Source organism: Klebsiella sp. PCX, assembly GCF_021869705.1.
In the GTDB taxonomy this organism is placed as follows: domain Bacteria; phylum Pseudomonadota; class Gammaproteobacteria; order Enterobacterales; family Enterobacteriaceae; genus Klebsiella; species Klebsiella quasipneumoniae.
The window spans coordinates 4313644-4333135 of the sequence record NZ_CP091527.1; the positions used below are offsets into that span (position 1 = coordinate 4313644).

20 protein-coding genes, 1 tRNA gene and 3 pseudogenes are annotated in these 19492 nt (G+C 49.1%); 15 read left to right on the forward strand and 9 right to left on the reverse strand.

The annotated features are described in order from the left end of the window. Positions 1 to 164 precede the first annotated feature (164 nt). The 4 genes from GQR96_RS20530 to GQR96_RS20545 all read left to right on the forward strand — a co-directional run bounded on the left by GQR96_RS20530 (position 165) and on the right by GQR96_RS20545 (position 1996). Positions 165 to 752 carry a YagK/YfjJ domain-containing protein gene (locus GQR96_RS20530; protein WP_236948524.1) on the forward strand — a complete coding sequence of 196 codons (588 nt, stop codon included), beginning with the start codon at positions 165 to 167 and terminating at the stop codon, positions 750 to 752. Positions 753 to 836: 84 nt separating this feature from the next. After that, complete coding sequence (locus GQR96_RS20535; protein ID WP_101880614.1) at positions 837 to 1043, forward strand: helix-turn-helix transcriptional regulator; 207 nt, start codon at positions 837 to 839, stop codon at positions 1041 to 1043. A 117-nt stretch (positions 1044 to 1160) separates the two neighbouring features. After that, on the forward strand, positions 1161 to 1589 hold the full coding sequence (locus GQR96_RS20540) for a zinc-ribbon domain-containing protein (RefSeq protein ID WP_236948525.1): 429 nt from the start codon (positions 1161 to 1163) through the stop codon (positions 1587 to 1589). Continuing rightward, positions 1577 to 1996 (forward strand): zinc-ribbon domain-containing protein, encoded by a 420-nt coding sequence (locus GQR96_RS20545; protein WP_236948526.1) that lies wholly within the window; start codon positions 1577 to 1579, stop codon positions 1994 to 1996. Before GQR96_RS20540 ends, GQR96_RS20545 begins: the two co-directional genes overlap by 13 nt. A 167-nt stretch (positions 1997 to 2163) precedes the next feature. Here the strand turns inward: GQR96_RS20545 and GQR96_RS20550 are convergent, their stop codons facing one another. Beyond that, positions 2164 to 2772 carry a DUF1062 domain-containing protein gene (locus GQR96_RS20550; RefSeq protein ID WP_236948527.1) on the reverse strand — a complete coding sequence of 203 codons (609 nt, stop codon included), beginning with the start codon at positions 2770 to 2772 and terminating at the stop codon, positions 2164 to 2166. 300 nt (positions 2773 to 3072) lie between these two features. On the opposite strand from GQR96_RS20550, the pseudogene GQR96_RS20555 reads away from it, so the two are divergent. Further along, positions 3073 to 3299: pseudogene (locus tag GQR96_RS20555) on the forward strand (hypothetical protein). A gap of 46 nt (positions 3300 to 3345) precedes the next feature. Here GQR96_RS20555 and GQR96_RS20560 read toward each other — a convergent pair. After that, complete coding sequence (locus GQR96_RS20560) at positions 3346 to 4155, reverse strand: MerR family transcriptional regulator (RefSeq protein ID WP_236948528.1); 810 nt, start codon at positions 4153 to 4155, stop codon at positions 3346 to 3348. 865 nt (positions 4156 to 5020) lie between these two features. On the opposite strand from GQR96_RS20560, the gene GQR96_RS20565 reads away from it, so the two are divergent. The 9 genes and pseudogenes from GQR96_RS20565 to GQR96_RS20605 all read left to right on the forward strand — a co-directional run. Beyond that, positions 5021 to 5455, forward strand: a complete 435-nt coding sequence (locus GQR96_RS20565) for a VOC family protein (protein ID WP_236948529.1) — start codon at positions 5021 to 5023, stop codon at positions 5453 to 5455. A gap of 61 nt (positions 5456 to 5516) precedes the next feature. Next, positions 5517 to 6335 (forward strand): GNAT family N-acetyltransferase, encoded by an 819-nt coding sequence (locus GQR96_RS20570; RefSeq protein WP_236948530.1) that lies wholly within the window; start codon positions 5517 to 5519, stop codon positions 6333 to 6335. Positions 6336 to 6363: 28 nt separating this feature from the next. Further along, positions 6364 to 6936 (forward strand): DUF1349 domain-containing protein, encoded by a 573-nt coding sequence (locus GQR96_RS20575; protein WP_236948539.1) that lies wholly within the window; start codon positions 6364 to 6366, stop codon positions 6934 to 6936. Positions 6937 to 6973: 37 nt separating this feature from the next. Next, a complete protein-coding gene (locus GQR96_RS20580; protein ID WP_236948531.1) occupies positions 6974 to 8230 on the forward strand; it encodes an MFS transporter in 1257 nt (418 codons plus the stop codon). A 13-nt stretch (positions 8231 to 8243) separates the two neighbouring features. Continuing rightward, positions 8244 to 8636, forward strand: a complete 393-nt coding sequence (locus GQR96_RS20585; RefSeq protein ID WP_196520893.1) for a VOC family protein — start codon at positions 8244 to 8246, stop codon at positions 8634 to 8636. Positions 8637 to 8946: 310 nt separating this feature from the next. Continuing rightward, positions 8947 to 9204: a YjhX family toxin gene (locus GQR96_RS20590; RefSeq protein WP_060175518.1), complete on the forward strand. Its 258-nt coding sequence runs from the start codon at positions 8947 to 8949 to the stop codon at positions 9202 to 9204. Positions 9205 to 9211: 7 nt separating this feature from the next. Beyond that, a complete protein-coding gene (locus tag GQR96_RS20595; RefSeq protein WP_236948532.1) occupies positions 9212 to 10852 on the forward strand; it encodes a class I SAM-dependent methyltransferase in 1641 nt (546 codons plus the stop codon). Between the two features lie 127 nt (positions 10853 to 10979). Then, the gene (locus GQR96_RS20600; protein ID WP_275672077.1) at positions 10980 to 11231 is read left to right on the forward strand and encodes a zinc ribbon domain-containing protein; all 252 of its coding nucleotides are present in this window, start codon (positions 10980 to 10982) and stop codon (positions 11229 to 11231) included. Positions 11232 to 11295: 64 nt separating this feature from the next. Continuing rightward, a pseudogene (locus GQR96_RS20605) lies at positions 11296 to 11379 on the forward strand (VOC family protein); the annotation flags it as partial. Here GQR96_RS20605 and GQR96_RS20610 read toward each other — a convergent pair. From GQR96_RS20610 to actS, 7 genes and pseudogenes are all read right to left on the reverse strand, one after another. Then, a pseudogene (locus tag GQR96_RS20610) lies at positions 11349 to 11920 on the reverse strand (transposase). The pseudogenes GQR96_RS20605 and GQR96_RS20610 overlap by 31 nt on opposite strands. A 92-nt stretch (positions 11921 to 12012) precedes the next feature. Beyond that, positions 12013 to 13974 (reverse strand): DUF3732 domain-containing protein, encoded by a 1962-nt coding sequence (locus GQR96_RS20615; RefSeq protein ID WP_080935126.1) that lies wholly within the window; start codon positions 13972 to 13974, stop codon positions 12013 to 12015. After that, entirely contained in the window at positions 13971 to 14459 is a 489-nt protein-coding gene (locus GQR96_RS20620; RefSeq protein WP_000815953.1) for a three component ABC system middle component, read from the reverse strand. The genes GQR96_RS20615 and GQR96_RS20620 overlap by 4 nt, the downstream gene beginning before the upstream one ends. Continuing rightward, positions 14456 to 15730 (reverse strand): ABC-three component system protein, encoded by a 1275-nt coding sequence (locus GQR96_RS20625; protein ID WP_236948533.1) that lies wholly within the window; start codon positions 15728 to 15730, stop codon positions 14456 to 14458. The genes GQR96_RS20620 and GQR96_RS20625 overlap by 4 nt, the downstream gene beginning before the upstream one ends. A gap of 428 nt (positions 15731 to 16158) precedes the next feature. Continuing rightward, entirely contained in the window at positions 16159 to 17349 is a 1191-nt protein-coding gene (locus GQR96_RS20630; protein WP_236948534.1) for a tyrosine-type recombinase/integrase, read from the reverse strand. Between the two features lie 164 nt (positions 17350 to 17513). Beyond that, positions 17514 to 17587 (reverse strand) — tRNA-Gly (locus GQR96_RS20635). Positions 17588 to 17667: 80 nt separating this feature from the next. Then, positions 17668 to 18381 (reverse strand): amidase activator ActS, encoded by a 714-nt coding sequence (gene actS / locus GQR96_RS20640; RefSeq protein ID WP_017899801.1) that lies wholly within the window; start codon positions 18379 to 18381, stop codon positions 17668 to 17670. A 314-nt stretch (positions 18382 to 18695) separates the two neighbouring features. Between actS and idi the strand changes: the two genes are divergently transcribed. Further along, positions 18696 to 19250 carry an isopentenyl-diphosphate Delta-isomerase gene (idi, locus tag GQR96_RS20645; RefSeq protein WP_004205328.1) on the forward strand — a complete coding sequence of 185 codons (555 nt, stop codon included), beginning with the start codon at positions 18696 to 18698 and terminating at the stop codon, positions 19248 to 19250. The last annotated feature ends 242 nt before the right edge of the window (positions 19251 to 19492 follow it).

Consider the following 19492-nt stretch of genomic DNA (forward strand, 5'->3'; position numbering starts at 1 on the left):
GATATTTTATAGAGAAGCATTTTCGTAGCCCTCCACTCCCATGAGCGATGCCCTGGCACGGCAATCATCAGGGTACCGCGATACTTACCGCTCTCCTGCACCCATTTCAAAACTGACGCCAGTGTCCATTCCCATGACGATTACACTCACATGGAGAATCAGACATGAGCTACCACGACACGACCGATATCAATCTCAGTTACGTTCAGCACACAGCCCTAAACCGAAAGCTACGACGCCATCAGGACCAGTTATTTGAGCGTTATTCCAAGCTGTTGATGCTACGGGTGGACTTCTCTTACCTTCAGGACAGCGATTCACATGGTCAGGGAGATATTCATTCGACAGTAGCGGATATCACGTTACTGATTCAACGCAGCGGGGATATCAACGGGCTGGTGGGTTACGCATGGGTACTGGAACAAACCGAACAGCATGGTTTTCACATCCACGCCGCGTTTTACCTCAACGGTCAGAAGCATCGCCAGGTCTGGACTGTCTTTGAAGCACTCAGGGACACTTGGAAGTATGTGACATGGGGAGAAGGACACACGCACCGTTGTGAGCCTAAAGAACATTATCGCGTGCGAGGAGAACGGGTGACCTCTTATGACGATGCCAGGGGCCGCAGAGGTATGCAGTACATCCTGAGCTACCTCAGCAAGCAGGCACAGAAAAGCCTGGGGGTTATCTGCCAGTTGAGTAATATTCCTGCGCCACGGACAGCAGGCAGGCGGCGAAAAGCCAGTTAAAAATTACGCCGGTGCCACATCGTTTGAAGGAGTCTGCGTTCACCGTACCAGGCTCCTTCTCCCATTCACTCAAGGAGAAAAACGATGACCACACCTGCCAGCCTTCTTACCGACAAATTTGTCGATATGGCGTTTATCACACAACTCACTGGCTTAACGGACAAATGGTTCTACAAACTGATTAAAGACGGGGCGTTCCCAAAGCCCATTAAGCTGGGCAGAAGTTCTCGCTGGCTTCAGAGCGAAGTGGAAGCCTGGCTACAGCAACGCATTGCACAGTCCCGTCAATAACCTGTCGAACGCAATCACATTCCCCATCTGATTTAACACCACCAGTCGTATGACCTCCACTGCTGCCCTCCTCGGGACGGCTTAGCTCTGCGCGTCATACGGCAAAGGACTAATACTATGACGATATACGCCAAATCCTTTATCGGCCTTGACGGCAATCAGCGTCTCACGGGCGCAACCACTGCACAGCTTCACCCTTATGACCGCTACACCTGCCACCTCTGCGGCAGCGCTCTGTTATTCCATCCTGAATGGGGTACTAACCGCCCGTGGTTTGAGCACACATGGGAAAACCTGACGGAGAACGGACGCCACCATTGTCCCTATGTACGCCCTGAGTCTAAGGAAGCCAGGCGGGTGCGCATGCTGCGTCGCTATGTGCCGGATGTCTTACCGCTGGTGCGCAAGGCCGAATGGCACTGTTCTGGCTGCGACAGCGATTACTACGGCGAACGGTACTGCATGACCTGCCGCACCGGTGATTACAGCCGGGCGCACTCCAGTGCAGCAGACCAGACTGCGGAGGTGACGGGATGCGCATACTGAAATGCTTTCTGGCAAACAACATATACAACAAGTATGTCACTGCTAAGGAAGCCGCTGAAGCCTCCAATACCAACGAGCACTGGACATGCGCCAGCTGTGGCTGCAGGCTAATATTACATAAAGGGGATGAGAAAGAAGGCCCTTGGTTTGAGCATATTCAGCACTCGATATCTCACCATAAACTAATGAAGTGCGCCTGGGTGGACCCAATGGAGAAGGAAGCTGCCCGTATTAAAAAATTGCGGCAGATCACTTATGCGATCGATACCTCGACCAGCCCGCCTACCCACTGGTTCTGCGTTCTTTGTAGTGAAGATTACGTCGGTAACAAGCATTGTAAAAAATGCCATTCTGGAATTTACAGCGTTGAGCGTACTGCTAACAAAGCGCTCTTGTTACCTGAGTAGGCGAGTAAGTTTAGCCTTCTCCTCTCTTACTTTGTTTGGAGGCCTATCCAGATAGTGGTGATTGATGATTAAAAGCTGAAGCTCACCTTTTTTATTGGTATTTTGTTCACTACTTTGAAAGGCCACGATATTTATATACCAACAACCTCAAGGTGAGCTTCTTACTTTCATCGTTGTTTCAGAGTGATCCTTCGTCTGGCATACAACGCATCCAGAGATAGTTGGAACTTATAATCCCCAGCCTTCAGCTTTCTCGATTTAAGCATCTTCATCGTAACGCCGCCGATCTGCCCTGCTTCCACCCTTCTCTGAATCTCACCAGCGCTCAGCATGAGCTGCTGCTTCAAAATCGACAGCAGACTTACCTGGAATGAACGAGAGATCCTGACACTAACGTGGATCCGCTGGTGGGCGGTGATGCTTAACGGCCAGCGCTCCTGAACGTGAAAATCAGGCCGACCCGATAGCTCGGCGTTGTTCCGCTTCAGCGTCGCGATATCACAGGCAAAATGTTGAACCGTGGCGGCATCGTTGCTCATCAGCCGATGATAAAGCTGGCGGTCAATTTTGCTGACGTGCAGACGAGAAAACAGGGAGATATTCCAGGTGTAATCGCAGTGTGTGCATTTATAGATACTCCATACATCCAGCAACTTCTTTTGAGAATTAACCCGAAAAGCACCTGACGGCGTGAAGTCCCGTTTAATTTTGCATGAAGGGCACCGCTTCGCGATGCACTGATACCCCACAGGCGTGACGGTCCATGTAACTTTCATAACGTACCTTTTTTAACCCATACAAAATCGGATCCGTACTGAACGGACCATGAATTTTTATGTATGAAAAATATTTAAGAGATACTTTTCAGTGGGTTAAAAAAAGATTTCCAACGTTACAATCCTGTAAATGGTCAACGAGTTAAGTCGAGCCTATCAAAATAGCGCTTATCGGGTAAATGAGCTCAATCAATGTTCATAGTGGTTCCGTTCCATCAGGAGCTGTTGATCTGACCCGTTAAAGACCATGCAGTAAGTTTGTATGTTTAGTAGACAATCAACTGACTGAAGGAGCATATGATGACACAGCACAAGTGGTTTAATCAGGCCTGCGGAATGGCGATGTATTCAACCGATGCACAAAGTGCCAGTGATAAATATTGTGCGTACTGCAGCGACAGCAACGGCAATCTTAAACACTGGTCATAGGCGATACAGGGTTGCCTTGATTGCTGGCAAAAAGTCGGGCACAAAAGCAGGCAAAATGTTACCTGACGACAATGCCAGCCTGGGAATTTCCAATCTGAATGATTATCAGCAGGTGGCCCTTAACCGGGCCAGCCTGCATTTCGATTAAACTTTCTCTACAGGGAACTGTATTTCAGTCATCCACTCTGCGGAGTCTTGTTTGTTCCAGATGCCGTCGATGTAGCTTTCCCTTGGTGAATTTGTTAACAAGTAACCATTGTCTTCAACCCATTGCATAAGGTAAATGTAAGCATTTCTTAATGAATCATATGGTCCCTTGTGTATTACAGTTACAGCTGTTATGGCAGGGATTATCTGGAAAATAATATTTCCTTCATTTTTACCAAAATCATTAACAGCTTCGCAGAACTCCACATCCATGCTTTTCTCTTTATACTCTTTATCATGATAAAGAGTGAAACAATAAGCCGGGGTAGTTAAGGTTAAACCTGGATTTGCCTTCATAACCTCTCGTCCTATAGGCGGAATTAATTTGATATAAGAGGAAAAATCAGGAACAATGAAACGCTTGGAGTAAACAATACATTCCGGGATCTCTTTCAAAACAGCTTGATATAACATAATTCTTTCCTTTTTTTTATGTTGCAGATAGTGGTTAATTCGGGAGAGCATATCGTTCATGTCTCGAATTTGTTTCTGTATTTCAAGGCGTCGCCGTTCAATTATATGGTAGGAATTTTCATCCTGAGTAAGAGTAACTATTTCAGTTATTGTAAATCCAAGCTGACGTAAACTCGCAATCTGATGGAATTTCATTAATTGATCAGAAGTATAAAATCGATAACCATTCTCAGGATTAATATAGGCAGGGACAAGTAAACCGATTTCATTATAGTAATGAAGCGTTTTTATCGTCACACGGCAGATCTTTGAAAACAGCCCTATTTGATACATGTAACTATCTCCCTGAATGAATAAGTGGACCTTACAGTCTTACCTTACAGGAGAGTCAACAGCAAACTGACGCGTCTTACGTTGAGCCATCATTACAGTACTGGTTAATCATGCTTATTAAACCTGAGAATCTCCTGACCGGGATGAGACTGCATTGTGGCTCATCAGAAGGAGTTATCTCTCCAGTTCTCATAAGCACCTATTAATTAGCATTTCTGGATAGTTCCGAATTTGTTATTATTCGAGCGCGCATTATTCGATTAGTATTTTTTAAATAAACGCTAAACAACCTCTTATTTGATATGGATATACCGTTTTTATCCGTTAACCTGTTCTGGCTAACAAACGAACAGTTCTACAGGAGGACGCTGTCAATTCGGTAGGAAAACGGTTAGCCACTTGTGGCTTGTTTTTACCGCCTCGACCGTTACGTTAGCTCCACGGCAATTAACCTTACTCATAAGTGCCTTGGTTGTGGAATGATTCTTTTTTCATTGTTTAGCAGCCTGTGCAGGGGGCTCTTTTCAGGAGGCAGCATGCCACTCAATAAAATGAAGCGTCATGCCATACTCCACACGCTCTCTATACCTGAACGTAAACTACGCCCCGTAAAATGGCTTGCTCTTATCTCATCCCTGCTCGTTATATTACAACTGACAATTGAGAGCCTGGTCATAAGCGAATAACGGAATAGCAATTTCTGTACAAAGACCAAATCTGGAATGATTTTCTGATATCTGTCGGGTTCAGAGCACAAAACTTAACGTATTTTTTTTCAACAACACAAGCATTACGTAGAGTTGTGCCTCTGTTGAGTTTCACAGGTAAAGACCTGACTGACAGAATCTGAATAAGGAAATGAACCATGGATAACTATACGCTGCATCGTGGCAGACTTATCGACCATATCCAGCTCGTGGTAAACGACTTTGCCGCAAGCAAAACGTTTTACACTGCTGTTCTGGCGGAACTTAAGATCCCCATGGTTATTACCGATGACGATTATATCTGGGCTGACGAACTGGTCATTTCGTCAGTAATAAGTTCGGAGTCTGGCGGAGTGCCTACAGGACGGCACCATCTGGCCTTTCAGGCCGCAGACCGTGAATCGGTGAACGCGTTTTACCACGCAGCACTAAATCATGGCGGACGTGATAACGGCGCACCTGCCGAACGAACCTATCATCCCGGATACTATGCCGCTTTTGTTCTGGATCCGGACGGTAACAATATCGAAGCTGTTTACCATGGTGAGGGCGATCGCAGTGCCCGCTCTGTAAAAATCAGCTTCACTGCCTGAGAAAACAGGGTGCATATTTTCCCCCTGTAGCTCCCGGTAACCGCAATGGAGAGCTTTATCTATGACCGTTATTCCGGTACCAGCCATCGAATGCAGCATTACGGAGCTGTGCCGTATTCTTGCAGACAGCTTTGATGAATCATTGACACCGTTTGCGTTGCCCCCGGAAATGTTTGCGTCACGTTTCATTTCCGAAGGGTTGAGCCTTGAAGACTCCTTTGTCTGGCTGGTCAATGATAACCCGGCGGCAATTGCCATCGTAACCCGAAGAATGGACAAGGCACGTCTTGCGGCATTTGGTGTGTTGCCCGAGTACCGGAGCCAGGGACTGGCAAAACAGATGCTTGCTCCTCTGTTTACCTCCTTAAAAGAGAAAAAGTTATCCAGCGTGAGGCTGGAAGTGATGCGCGGAAATACCCGGGCCATCGCTCTCTATCACGCGCTCGGTTTTCAGGTACGCCGACATCTGTGTAAATACCGGGGAGATCCACAGTCTCGTCTGGAAATACCTTCAGGGGATATGGAATCCAGGACTGTTGACGACTTCCTGCGTACCGTCTGGTCTGCGCCAGATGATGATCTTCCCTGGCTGGCCAGTCCCCTGCCGCTCCTGACTATTCCCTGCGACATCCTCAGGGATAACGAACATGCATGGTGTGCTGTCGCGGAGTTCATGGGCCAACCTCAGATCCGCTGTCTGTTTGTTGAACCGGCGTATCGTTACCAGGGACGGGCTAAAACAATGCTGAAGAAAATCAATGCCAGATGGCCTGGCATAGGTACATCAGCCGCTATCCCAGAAACGCTGGCACCATTATTTACTACGGCGGGTTATCAGGCTGAACCGTTATGCCAGTTTGAGATGGAGCTGACATTTTAGCTGCGTTCCGAATGACAGGAGAACAATGATGAGTTGCAAGTTTGAATGGCTCAATGAGCCCGCCGTATGGTGCTACGAAAATAACGCCCTGTCGGTAATCACAGATGAGCATACTGATTTCTGGTGCCGTACCTGGTACGGATTTGAGCGTTTTACCGGCCACGTCTACACTACTGATTTAACAGGTGATTTTACTTTTCAGGTCAGGATCCGTGCAGACTTCACCACACTCTATGACCAGGCCGGAATTATGATTATCTCTGACGAACAGCACTGGCTCAAAGCTGGCATCGAATTCAACGATGGAGCACCTGCAATCGGGAGTGTACTCACGCAGGGATATTCCGACTGGGCTACAGGACTCTTTCCTGGGGATCCGAAGGAATTCTGGCTGCGTCTGACCCGTAAAAAAGATGCGTTACGACTGCAGTACTCCTCAGATGGACAGCACTGGCCATTACTTCGCTTATGCCATTTCCCTACGGGCCCTGTCAAAACGGGCATCATGTGTTGTACACCTCAGCGCAAGGGATTGGAGGTAGCATTTCTTGATCTCAGACTGACTCCTGCGATGGATAAGGAACTGCACGATCTAAGTTGATAATAACCATTCAATAATAAAAACGGAGAACCCGTTTATGAAGCCATTTTTGGGGAGCCTTAGCAGGTATGGCAGCATACTATTATTTCCACTGGCGATGATCATCTACGATTTTTCAGCCTACCTGACAACGGACCTTATTCAGCCGGGCGTCATTAACATTATAAATGAGTTACAGGCGGATGTTACGCTGGCTCCAGTATCAGTCAGTTTGTATATGGCAGGCGGACTGGCGCTCCAGTGGCTCCTGGGACCTCTCTCCGACCGGATTGGTCGCCGCCCCGTCCTGCTCACTGGTGCAATCATCTTTGCCCTGGCATGCCTGAGCATGCTGTTTGTCACCTCGATCGAACAGTATTTTATTGCCCGTTTTATACAGGGAACCAGTATCTGCTTCATCTCCACCGTGGGTTATGTATCAATACAGGAGGCCTTTGATGAAAAGGATTCCATCAGGATCATGGCTGCGCTGACCTCTGTTGTTCTGCTCGCCCCGGTTATCGGGCCGGTGGCCGGCGCTGCGCTGATGGCGTTCATTCACTGGAAACTGCTCTTTGCCATCATCGGTGTGTTTGGTCTGGTAGCATGGTTCTTACTACTGTTCAAAATGCCGGAAACAGTTATATCTCAGGGAAGAGAATTCAAACCGGGTGAAGTGCTGTCAGATTTCATCGCGGCATTTCGCCATCCAGTGGTGCTGACCGGCTCACTGGCAGTCGCTTTTGGTAACCTGCCTATCATCACCTGGGTGGCGCTCTCCCCCGTGATCCTGATTGAGCACGGGGGTATGTCTCCCGGTACCTATGCCTGGACACAGGTGCCCGTGTTTAGTGGGATCATTATCGCCAGTGCGATCGTAGCGAATTTTATCAAAGACCCGACTTCACCGCGTTTTATCTGGGGTACTGTCCCGATACAGTTTGCTGGCTTGCTGGCTTTGCTGGTCGGCAACCTGATATGGCCACACGTCTGGCTATGGTCAGTACTGGGAACGAGCTTTTATGCCCTGGGTATTGGACTGCTCTATCCGGTGCTGTTTCGCTTCACGCTCTTTTCTCATAACCTGCCAAAAGGCACCGCTTCTGCCACGCTGAATATTCTGGCGCTCGGCATAATTGCCCTTAGCATTGAAATGACCCGCTGGGTTTACTTCCATGCCGGCGGCAGGATTGCTTTCCACGGCGCGGCGCTGCTGGCCGGTATAGCCGTCATCATATCAGTTTCCCGCCTGCTTAAACTGCGTGGGCAGCATCAGAACCAGTCAGAATCACCTGTAGGCTGTCAGAAACAATAAGTAAGGAGGGTTTATGTTTTCTTATGTGATGCTGGGTACTAACGATTTACCACGCGCCATCCGATTCTACGATCCGTTGATGGAATTGCTTGGGCATCCTAAGGCAGGCCGGAATGAACAAGGCGCATCCTGGGGGACGTTCAGCGATAACCATACCATCGGATTGTGCGTCGGCAGGCCCTTTAACCAACAACCAGCGGGCGTTGGTAATGGCACGATGGTGGCGCTGAACGCCCGTTCTATTGAACATATCAGACAGTTGCATGAGCTTGCCCTTAATCTGGGAGGCGCGGATGAAGGTGCGCCGGATCACAGACCGCAATACGGACAAGGATTTCATAGTGCTTATGTACGCGATCCGGATGGCAATAAACTGGCGTTTGTGTATTACGGTTTTGGGAGCTGAAGTGTTCATTTCCCGGCAGACCCTTTACAGCTAAGAATCTCCGTCGATTTAATAAGGGAGTCCTCACTGACCCCTGTCTGGATCACACTTTTCAGCTCAGGATATTCACTTATTAAAACAAGGTGTTATTATTCACCCTGTAAATACCTTTCAACCCAACCCGAGGCTTTGATGCTGGAGAATGTAATCATCCGATAATCAGTTCCCCGACCTTTTCAGGCCGGACTGATTATCAATGCGCCGAAATCGAATGCGGACACCGCTGTGTGTTTGCACATTTTGCACATGATGATTAAACAGGTTTTCCAGTATGAATTTATCCCGTCAGGAACAACGTACCTTACACGTTCTCGCCAAAGGTGGCCATATTGCGCACGTCCGCGATGCGTCTGGCCGCGTCACCGCCGTTGAATGCTACACCCGCGAAGGGCTGTTGCTCACCGACTGCACCCTTGCCACCTTCAAAAAACTCAAAACCAAAAAACTGATCAAGTCCGTCAACGGTCAGCCGTACCGCATCAACACCACCGGGCTGAATAACGTTCGCGCACAGCTTGATAACCGCTAAGGAGAGCATGATGGATATCAGCACCCTTATTTCCTCATCCCGGCACATCCAGCTATCAGCACAGGAAAGTAAAATCCCCTGGGATGAACCGGCTTTCAGCCAGCGCATGCTGGCGAACCATTTGTCGCAGGATCACGACTGGGCCAGCCGCAGGCAGAAGGTCATTGAGCAGCAGGTCGAGTGGATCGCCAGCCAGTTATCCCCTGGCGCACATATCCTCGATCTCGGCTGCGGCCCCGGCTTTTATACCCACGGCCTGGCGGAGCGCGGATTTCACTGCACCGGCGTGGATTTCTCACCGGCATCCGTGAGCTGGGCCCGTCAGCAGGCGCAGAATGCCGGTCTGAACATCGACTATGTCCAGCAGGATATCCGCGCATACTGGCCGGATAAATCGTTCGATTTCATCATGATGACATTCGGGGAACTGAATGTGTTCAGCGCGGCAGATGCGCGCTCACTCGTCAGCCGCTGCGCGCTGTGGCTGGAGCCGGATGGCAGGCTGCTCACTGAAGTCCATACTTTCGACGAAGTTAAACGTCAGGGAATGGCTGAACCGAGCTGGCAACGCTGTCCGGACGGGCTGTTTCTGGGCATCCCTCACCTGCTGCTGACGGAACATGGCTGGGATGAAGAAGCCCAGACCAGCTCAACGCAGTTCTGGGCCATAGAAGCAAACGGTCACACCACCCGTTTCGGCAGCCAGATGACGGCCTGGCGCGATGACGAGTACATCAGCCTGCTCGGTAATGTCGGTTTTACCCTGCTTCCTCCTCCTGAAAGCCACGACTGGCCAGTCAGCGAGACATTTGAAGGAAAGCTGTTTGCTCTGCTGGCCGAAAAAGCAAAAATCTCAGAGGAACTTCCTCTTAATACTCAACGCAATAAAAGGAATTCCACATTGGATATCCCACGTATTTTTACTATCAGTGAAAGCGAACACCGCATCCACAACCCGTTCACCGAAGAGAAGTACGCCACGCTGGGCCGCGTGCTACGCATGAAGCCGGGCATCCGCATTCTTGACCTCGGCAGCGGCTCGGGCGAGATGCTCTGCACCTGGGCCCGGGATCATGGCATTACGGGGACTGGCATCGACATGAGTTCGCTCTTCACCGCGCAGGCTAGACGCCGCGCGGAAGAACTCGGCGTCAGCGAACGCGTACATTTTATTCATAATGATGCGGCGGGTTACGTCGCCAATGAAAAATGTGACGTAGCAGCCTGCGTCGGCGCGACCTGGATTGCCGGAGGCTTTGCCGGGACAGTCGAACTGCTGGCGCAGAGCCTTAAACCGGGCGGGATCATGCTCATCGGTGAACCTTACTGGCGTCAGCTACCCGCGACGGAAGAGATAGCCCAGGCCTGCGGCGTCAGCTCGACAAGCGATTTCCTGACGCTTCCTGGGCTTGTCAGCGCGTTTGACGACCTCGGCTACGACGTGGTGGAAATGGTACTGGCGGACCAGGAAGGCTGGGATCGGTATGAGGCCGCGAAATGGCTGACCATGCGCCGCTGGTTGGAAGCCAATCCTGACGACGATTTCGCCGCCGAAGTCAGGGCCGAGCTAAACATCTCGCCGAAACGCCACGTAACGTACGCGCGGGAATACTTTGGCTGGGGCGTGTTCGCGCTCATCGCCAGGTAACAACAGGTTCCCGGTATTTCTGACTGGAGATACCGGGGGCTTCGCCTTGGCTTTGATCTGATGCATCACCTGCACAATACATACTCTGTATGTTTATTAATCAGCACGTCACCATAAGGAGCATCATATGTCACAACATGAACAGTTCTGTCAGGCTTGCGGGATGCCGATGTCGGCACCAGATGCACACAGTGCCAGTGATCAATATTGTGCGTACTGCAGCGACAGCAACGGCAATCTCAAACCCTGGGAAGAAGCGGTATCAGGTTTAGCCTTCTTCCTTGATTCCTGGCAAAAAGTCGGCCCGGAGGAAGCTCGGAAGCGAGCAAAGCGTTACCTGACGGCAATGCCCGCCTGGGCTCATAAAGCAGATGAATGAAAAACAAAGCCTGCGTGATTTAGGCAGGCTATCTTCTCTCCCCTGGTTCCATAAAGGAGAGCAGATGTTTTCTTACATTATGCCAGGGACCAATGATCTGTTACGCGCCATTACATTTTACGATCCGCTGATGGATATGCTGGCGTATTCACACGGCGTCCTATTGTTCAGTAATTCATGAGGGCGTTTACAGTTATATACTGACACACATCTTTCCGTGATTTCCCACACTTCATTCAGAGTTCTGAACAGATAAAAATCGATTATTTCTTTGGGGTATGTTCGGTTAAAGCGCTCAATAAAAGCGTTCTGCGTCGGCTATTCGGACGGTAATGGTAAACCGTTCTGCTCAGGTTCAAACTCCGGCAGGCCTGACGGATACTTAGTCCAAATGTCGTTATCAGATGAGTGATCAGCTTACAATTATAGGCTGGTTTTAAAGCTTTTTTCGATAACGTCTTTCAGCGCCCGGCTCTCAAGGCTAAGGTCAGCAAACAACTGTTTGAAACGGCGGTTGTCGTCCTCAAGATCCTTGATTTTTTTATATCAGAAGCTTCCATACTGCCGTATCTGGACTTCCAGTTGTAGTAAGTGGCTTCAGAGATACCGGCCTCCCGGCAGACATCTTTAACGATTCGTCCGGCTTCAACCGACTTAATCAATGGGGAGCAGGTCAGCGGGCTTAGTATACAAAAACGGACCTCCGTGGAGGTCCGTTGATATGAGTTTGGTGCCGGACTCGGTATCGAACCAAGGGTGTGGGGATTTTCAAAACTTGTGCTTAATTTGGTAAGTCTGACGGTAAAGGCCAGTCTTCTGGTACCAGGGCAGGGGGCTTGGTCCAAGGAAGCTCGGTTAAAGAATCCTGGAACCACTGGTCACGAAGATTTGCGTGCTCTGTCACGATAAGCTGAAAGCCTGGGACCTCTTCTTTAGTAAACTTCAGCAGTAACGCAAACAGCCTACGTACTGCTGCTAAGTCAGCATCAGCTTCCGTTTTCTGAACAGTACCATCAGCTTCCTGGTAAATTTTTTCAGAAGGGAAATAAACTTGGGTAGGCTGATCAATTAAAAGAAATTGAGGGATGGGGCAATTGTTCTTTGAGGCAAAGAGATGAATGGCTAGCAATGCAGACAGGTGATAAGCGAGATGATTTTCTCCACCGCCAGTTCGACTCATAGGTACGGGACGATCTGTACGATCAAAGATAATAGTCATTTGGCTTAGATCAAATCGAGCAGGGAGTCCCTTAAATTCTGCATCAAAAGCCAGGATGTACCGTGTAATCTGTGACGAAATGTTATTCAGAATAGATATGAACCTTTCATGGCTGCTATCAGCACCAACTTTCCTTTGTAGTTCTTCGACTTTGAGCTTTAGACGACGATTTTCTGCTTCATATGTTGCCAGCTCTGAGTTAGGTACTAGGTCTTCCAAGAACAAACTTATACGACCAATTACTCTTGCCGCAGCATTATTGCGTGTGCCTAATTGCTCAATAACTTCGTTTGCTGCGATTGCAGCAGCAAGCTCCACTTCTTTGGCCCTTATCGAACTTACAATGGTCTGAACCTCATCTTCTAGTTCAGCAAGATAAGCATCCATTTTAGGGCGTTGTCCAGCCACAACGCTCATTTCAGCGTCAAGAGTTGTTAGTTCGCTCAGGAGTGCTTTTGCAATCGGAGATTCCATTGCTAAGTTTGCTTCACAGAAAGGCCATTGCCATTCGCCAGTTTCCGGATTTTTCGGTAGAGCCTTGATAGAAGATAATCGGTCTTGCTGTTCTAAAACTTCGTTTTCAAAATTACCTGATTGCTTGGCATACATCCGAGCAGAATCAATTCGGGACTGGATCTTACGTCTGTCTTGTCGTAAACCAGCAATTTCATTTTCAAGAATGGATATTCTATGTCCATCGTCTTCAGGTAGGGGAGACGGAACCCATTGCATTGCAGAACGCAAAACATTAATTACTTCGTCAGTTCCGATTCTGTCTTTGTCTTGTGTGATGATACCTACGGCTCTGGCTTCAGATAAAAGCCCAAAACCTTTTAGCAATGATGTATCGATTGTATCGCGCGCTTGTTCAAGACGTTTGGCGTTGATTTTCAGATCTCGCTGCGCTGTACGGAGTTTGGCCTCAAGTTCATAGCGATCATTTGATGAAATGCCTAGAAGAATCGGTAATGTATCGCGAATAGCTTGTGGCTGAAATGCCTCATTTTGTCGATAAAAAAGTTGATCTTTATTTGCTACAAGGCCCTGCTTTTGGAAAAGGTAATAAAAAGTATGCTTGATGTTTGCATCAAAGCTTTCTCTGCTGTGCCCAATTGCCACATCTGTACGGTTCTCGCGGATACCAAGTAATCGTGACAACAGTGCGACTACCGAATCATCATCGGTGTTAACCGAGAGGTCTTTGAAATTCGGTGCGGTCAGTTCATTTCCTCGTCGCAGCATAACAGTGCCACAGCTTGTGGCTCCTGCATTTGGTGTTGGTTTCGCAATAAGTATCTGTTCCTGTGAAAATTGATAAATGACTGCGAACCATGACACTTTATCGCGAATAATACCTTCTGGTACGTTAAAGGTAGATCGACCCATGCAGTATTCAATGATCTCAGAAAGAGCTGATTTACCGGTTGAGGAACGGCCAGTAATGACATTTAAACCATTAACCTTAAAGTGCAGGTCCCGACGTTGGCCATCATGGCTGTAGACATGAATCGACTTAATTTTCATGGGCGTATTCCAAAGGTCGTGTATACCGTAACGCGATCAGCAATACGGGCAAATTCTTTTCCTATATAGCGTGCGACACGCTGGCATGAGATAGATTCTTCAGTCCCTATGACCGATTTGCGAACTTTATTAGGTACTGTTTTCAACCGGCCGTCTTGTGTTACAACAAAACATCCTCGTTCCATGAGCATCCCAAAAGCTTCAAGCGTAAATGGAAGCATATTATTGACGCGGTTAGCAAAATTAACGAGTAATTTGGGATTATTTTCTATAGTTTTCAAAAGGTAGCGGCGAGGATTTTCAGCAAACACTTGGCGAGAATCTTTTTGCAGACATAATGGTAAAACTAAAAGAGCCAGAGAAAATGGCATGCCCTGTGAGTTTTCCTCTTCGTAGCTCTGCATTGCTCTAAATAGCACAACACCACAAAATGCAGGATTGAAAAGATTTCTTATCTCGAATGGACGCTGATCCCATTGCTTCATGCTTGGGCTCCCAACAATTGACCAACTCTATTTAGGAAGTGGGGATGCCAGAAAATTTTGGGTAGTGGTCTACTGTTCGCAAGGATGTGAAATCCTCCTCGAACTACATAAGGCTCAGTCACTCGTTCTCGGATACGCAATGAGTGAATATTACCACTTTCAAGATCGGCCCATTGATACAATGCTTTTCCCGCAGTAATAAGTACTTCGTCAGCTGAATTTTCATCTAATTCTTCAAAAACGACGTCTTTATAGCGACTCCATTCATCAACAAGGCGGTCTTCATAATCTTCTATCTCTCCTGTAACCAAAAGGTTTTCACGAGCCCATGAAGAACGCTGCTCAAATGCTCGGTAGTAGTCGAGAATCGCATTTCGGATTCGATTAGAGGAAATCCCTATTTCACGGAGCTGCACAACAAAGAGCCTGTGATCATTCATAACATCGATTTCTCCAACGGGCATTTTTCCTCTGAACGTAATCGGCAGATTGTCAGATTTATACTCTTCAGAAAATGCTGCAAGTTTGTCGGAAATCTCATAACCAAAAATCGCCTCTTTACGTTTCCCTGTTAGTAGATCGACTATGATGTTATTCCACCACCCTTCAAGTCGTTCAAAAATAGCGTCTCGGTTATCGCGTCTAATGATACGCATGTGCTGATTTTTAATAATTGTTGGGATGTCTTCAATGCGAGGCCCGCCATCAAATATGATTATCCGTGATAAGAAGTCATCTTTTTGCTCATCAGTAAGTTTATTGAACTCATCGGCTATTGCCGCGATCAGTTTTGACTTGCTTCTAGCCAGAGCTGTATTGGCGAGTTGAGTTATTGATACTGAATTATCGTCTTTTGTTGGCGCTTCGACTAAAAAATGTTGCAGGAACGAGGCGTTTGAGATAGTTCCGGTCGTAAACAGAAAGAAACGAAGATTTGCTTCGGTTTTACCATCACGATTATAGCGGTCAAGCCAGATGCGGACTGACTTCCAGAAATCGGTAGACAGGTCGGTTAGAGTATCCCCATCTCCTTTGTGTTTGAGCGATGCCAGTGTTTTGACACCATTAGAATTGACGAAGTCTAGGTCATCATCTTTTTCGATCAAAACAGATGTATCTTCTGGCCACTGTAGAAGCTTAAGTAGCGCAAAACGAGGCTGATAGATATACCCTAAGCCCTGTTCACCTGCAGCGTATTGATCGCTAGATACTCCGGTCATTTTTAGTCCCTGCGTCGATTGCGCTTTCAGTTGTACGGCAGAATGACTCATGAAAGCAACAAGCTACCATCCAATGTTTGGTGGTACGTATCACACATCTGTATTAACTTAAAACAATACCACTGCGTTTCCTGCGTGAATAGAAAAAGTAAGTACTTGGGGATGCTAAATGTGAAATGAATAGCGTTCCGTGCCCTAGTTTATCGTGTTGAGGAGACACTGTAACCTGAATGGCAAACGGCGTTCGGTCAAGTGAAGGCTTTCGTTGGAAAAACGCTTTCATGACGGCCCCTCATGTTGCTGATGAAGACATTACTAACATCCCAATGAATTAATCAAGGAGGGGGGCAGGTCAAATCAGTACTGGATCGCTTCACGCAAAAGTCCATACAGTGCGGTAAATATTCCAGAAGGTAAAGAACAGACAAAAAAATAAAAGAATGGCCTTCCCCGCATCTTCAGGCGCGGGGAACAACCACTTAACTATTTGTCGATGAACTTAGAAGCTTGTCAATATAATCAGCGTACCACTGCATCATTTCCCTTCTCCCTTCCAGGTATTGAGCGTGGTTATACGTTCCACGAATTGAGTTCTTATCAACGTGAGCCAGCTGGGTTTCAATCCATGCCGTATTGAACCCTTCCTCATGCAAAATGGTACTCATCGTGTGGCGGAATCCATGCCCTGTAACGCGACCTGCATAGCCGATGCGCCTTACCAACACAGTCAAAGCCATATCACTCATCGGTTTCTTTGGGTTATTACGTCCCGGGAACAGCAACGCTCCTGTTCCCGTTATGGGTTTAAGCTGATTAAGCAGGTCAATTGCCTGGCTTGATAACGGAACCAGATGAGGGCGGCGCATTTTCATGCGCTCTGCTGGCACGTTCCAAACCTTCCGCTCAAAATCAAACTCCTGCCACTCCGCTTGCCTCAATTCCCCTGGCCTTACTCCCGTTAAAATGAGCAATTGCATCGCAATCTTTACAAGCACACTACCGGCATAGGTGTTCAGAGTCCGAAGAAACTCAGGCAATTCATCCTGGGTTAAAAAAGCATAGTGCTCTTTCTCATGAGGACTCACGGCGCTGGCTAGATCAGGTGCTGGATTGTACTCGGCCCTGCCAGTCACAACAGCATACTTCCAAACCTCTCCACAGCGCTGGCGAACCTTACGGACCTTCTCAGTTGCCCCTCTTGCTTCTATCTTTGAAAGAACTGCAAGCAACTCCATCGGCTTGATATCTTTGATTGGCCGGTGACCGATATAAGGGAACACATCCTTTTCGAAGGTTCTCAGCATCTCTTCGCGGTAGGAGACAGACCAGCGGTCATAGCGACGCTGATACCACTCCCGCGTGATAGCCTCAAAAGAGTTTTCTGCGTCTTGTTGACGACTAAGTTTTTCAATTTTCCGTTCAAGAGAAGGATCGTTGCCAGCCGCTAATGTCCTTTTAGCATCCTCTCGCTTGCTTCTGGCTTCAGCTAAAGAAACATCGGGGTAAACGCCAATAGCGAGCAGCTTCTCTTTACCTAACGAACGGTATTTGAGACGCCAGTATCTTTTACCGTTGGGATTAACCAGCAGGTAAAGCCCACCACCATCGGCCAGTTTGTAGGGCTTCTCTTTGGGTTTCGCAGTTTCAACCTGACGAGCAGTCAGCTTCATTGGGGGTACCTCTCAGCAGGGGGTACAATTATACCCCCATCCATACCCCCACATTGAGCTTGACCCTGGGGGAGTACAATTGAGTTCAATAGACTAATAGAATGCTATAACTGCTGATTTATCAAGGGAAAATTGAGTTTGGTAGACTTCAGGAGACTTGAGTTTGGAGCGGGCGAAGGGAATCGAACCCTCGTATAGAGCTTGGGAAGCTCTCGTTCTACCATTGAACTACGCCCGCGAAGAGGTGCGAGAAGCATTATAGCCCTTACGCACCCTGTGACAAGCCTGCCGGATGCTGACTGGCGATAAAATAACCTTTTAGCACTTAGGTTTACTTCCCTGCGGCGGCAGGTAACGCAGCGGATCGATGGCCGTCGCCCGGTAGCGGATCTGGAAATGCAGCCGCACTGAGTCGGCATCCGTACTGCCCATGGTGGCAATTTGCTGGCCGGCCTTCACGCTCTGGCCATTATTCACCATTAGCTTATCGTTGTGGGCATAGGCGGTGATGTAATCCTCGCTGTGCTTAATCATGATCAGATTGCCATAGCCGCGCAGCTGATTGCCGACGTAGACCACCTTGCCCGCCCCGGCGGCATACACCGGCTGACCGCGGGTTCCGGCGATATCAATGCCTTTATTGCCGCCATCGGCGGTGGAATAAGGCAGGACCACTTTGCCGCTGGTCGGCCAGCGCCAGCAGCGCTGTCCCACCGGCGGCCAGGAGGACTGAGGTACTGCGGACGAAGGCGTGACCGCCGCGGTGCGCGTAGAGGAAGATTTTTTCTTCGTTGTCTTCGTTGAACTGCTGCCGTTAAGCTTCAGCTTCTGCCCCACCTCAATGGTGTAAGGCGGGGAGATGTTATTCAGGCGGGCCAGATCGCGAACGCTGGTGCCGGTGGTGCGGGAGATGCCATACAGGGTATCGCCGCGTTTAACGGTGTAGGTCGTACCGGAATCGGAGGTGCTGGAGCAGCCAGCCAGCGCCAGGCTTACCACCAGCATCAGTGTCATATAAACGCGTTTCATCATCAGGCATCCTGCACTTAACACAACCACTTACCTCGCAATCAGGGCGAATATCATACCAGTCCGCGGCGCAGGGCGTCATCCCTGATGGCAAAACCAATATCCCCTGGCCATCGGATACGGCCCGCGACGAACAGTGATTGCTGTTGGTGCCGCACGTCATGATGGTCTTCCCCAACATGCGGGTGGCCGCTCACAGAGCCGCCTCCAGGGCTTGTTTTGGTAATGCCTTTCTGCCATTTATGGGCTAACCTAGTGGCCTGAGTACATGACCCGGCGGGTTTGTGCCGGGTCTTTTTTTATTTTCAGGAGTCGTCATGGCCGGGGAACACGTCATTTTACTGGATGAGCAGGATCAGCCTGCCGGTATGCTGGAGAAGTATGCCGCCCATACGCTTGATACCCCTTTACATCTCGCGTTTTCCTGCTGGCTGTTTAACCAGCAGGGTCAGTTGCTGGTCACTCGTCGTTCGTTGGGCAAAAAAGCCTGGCCCGGGGTATGGACCAACTCGGTCTGCGGACACCCCCAGCAGGGCGAGACCTTCGAGCAGGCCGTCACGCGCCGCTGCCGCTTCGAACTCGGCGTGGAGATCGCCGATATCGCGCCGGTTCACCCGGCCTTCCGCTACCGGGCGGTCGCCCCAAACGGTATCGTTGAGAACGAAGTATGCCCGGTGTATGCCGCGCGCGTGGTGAGCGAAGTGCAGCCTAATGACGATGAAGTCATGGATTATCAGTGGGTTGACCTGGCAACGATGTTAAGCGCGCTGGCCGCCACGCCCTGGGCGTTTAGCCCGTGGATGGTGCTGGAAGCGGAAAATCGGGACGCCCGCCAGGCGCTGACCGACTTTGTTGCGCGTCTGCGCGGGTAAGCTGACTCGTCTCGCTGCCGCCACCACCCGGCGTAAAAAGCGGCGCCATAACGGTCATCGTTGCCTGGCGGCGCTACGCTTGCACAGGCCTACGGTTCTGCGCTGTTGCGTAGCCCGGATAAGGCGTTTACGCCGCCATCCGGGAGCCCCCGGCCTGCGCTGAGTCGGGTTACGCCAGCCTTCAGACCTCACGTCAGACATAAAAAAACCCGGCAAGCCGGGTTTTTTGCAATGCACAAGAC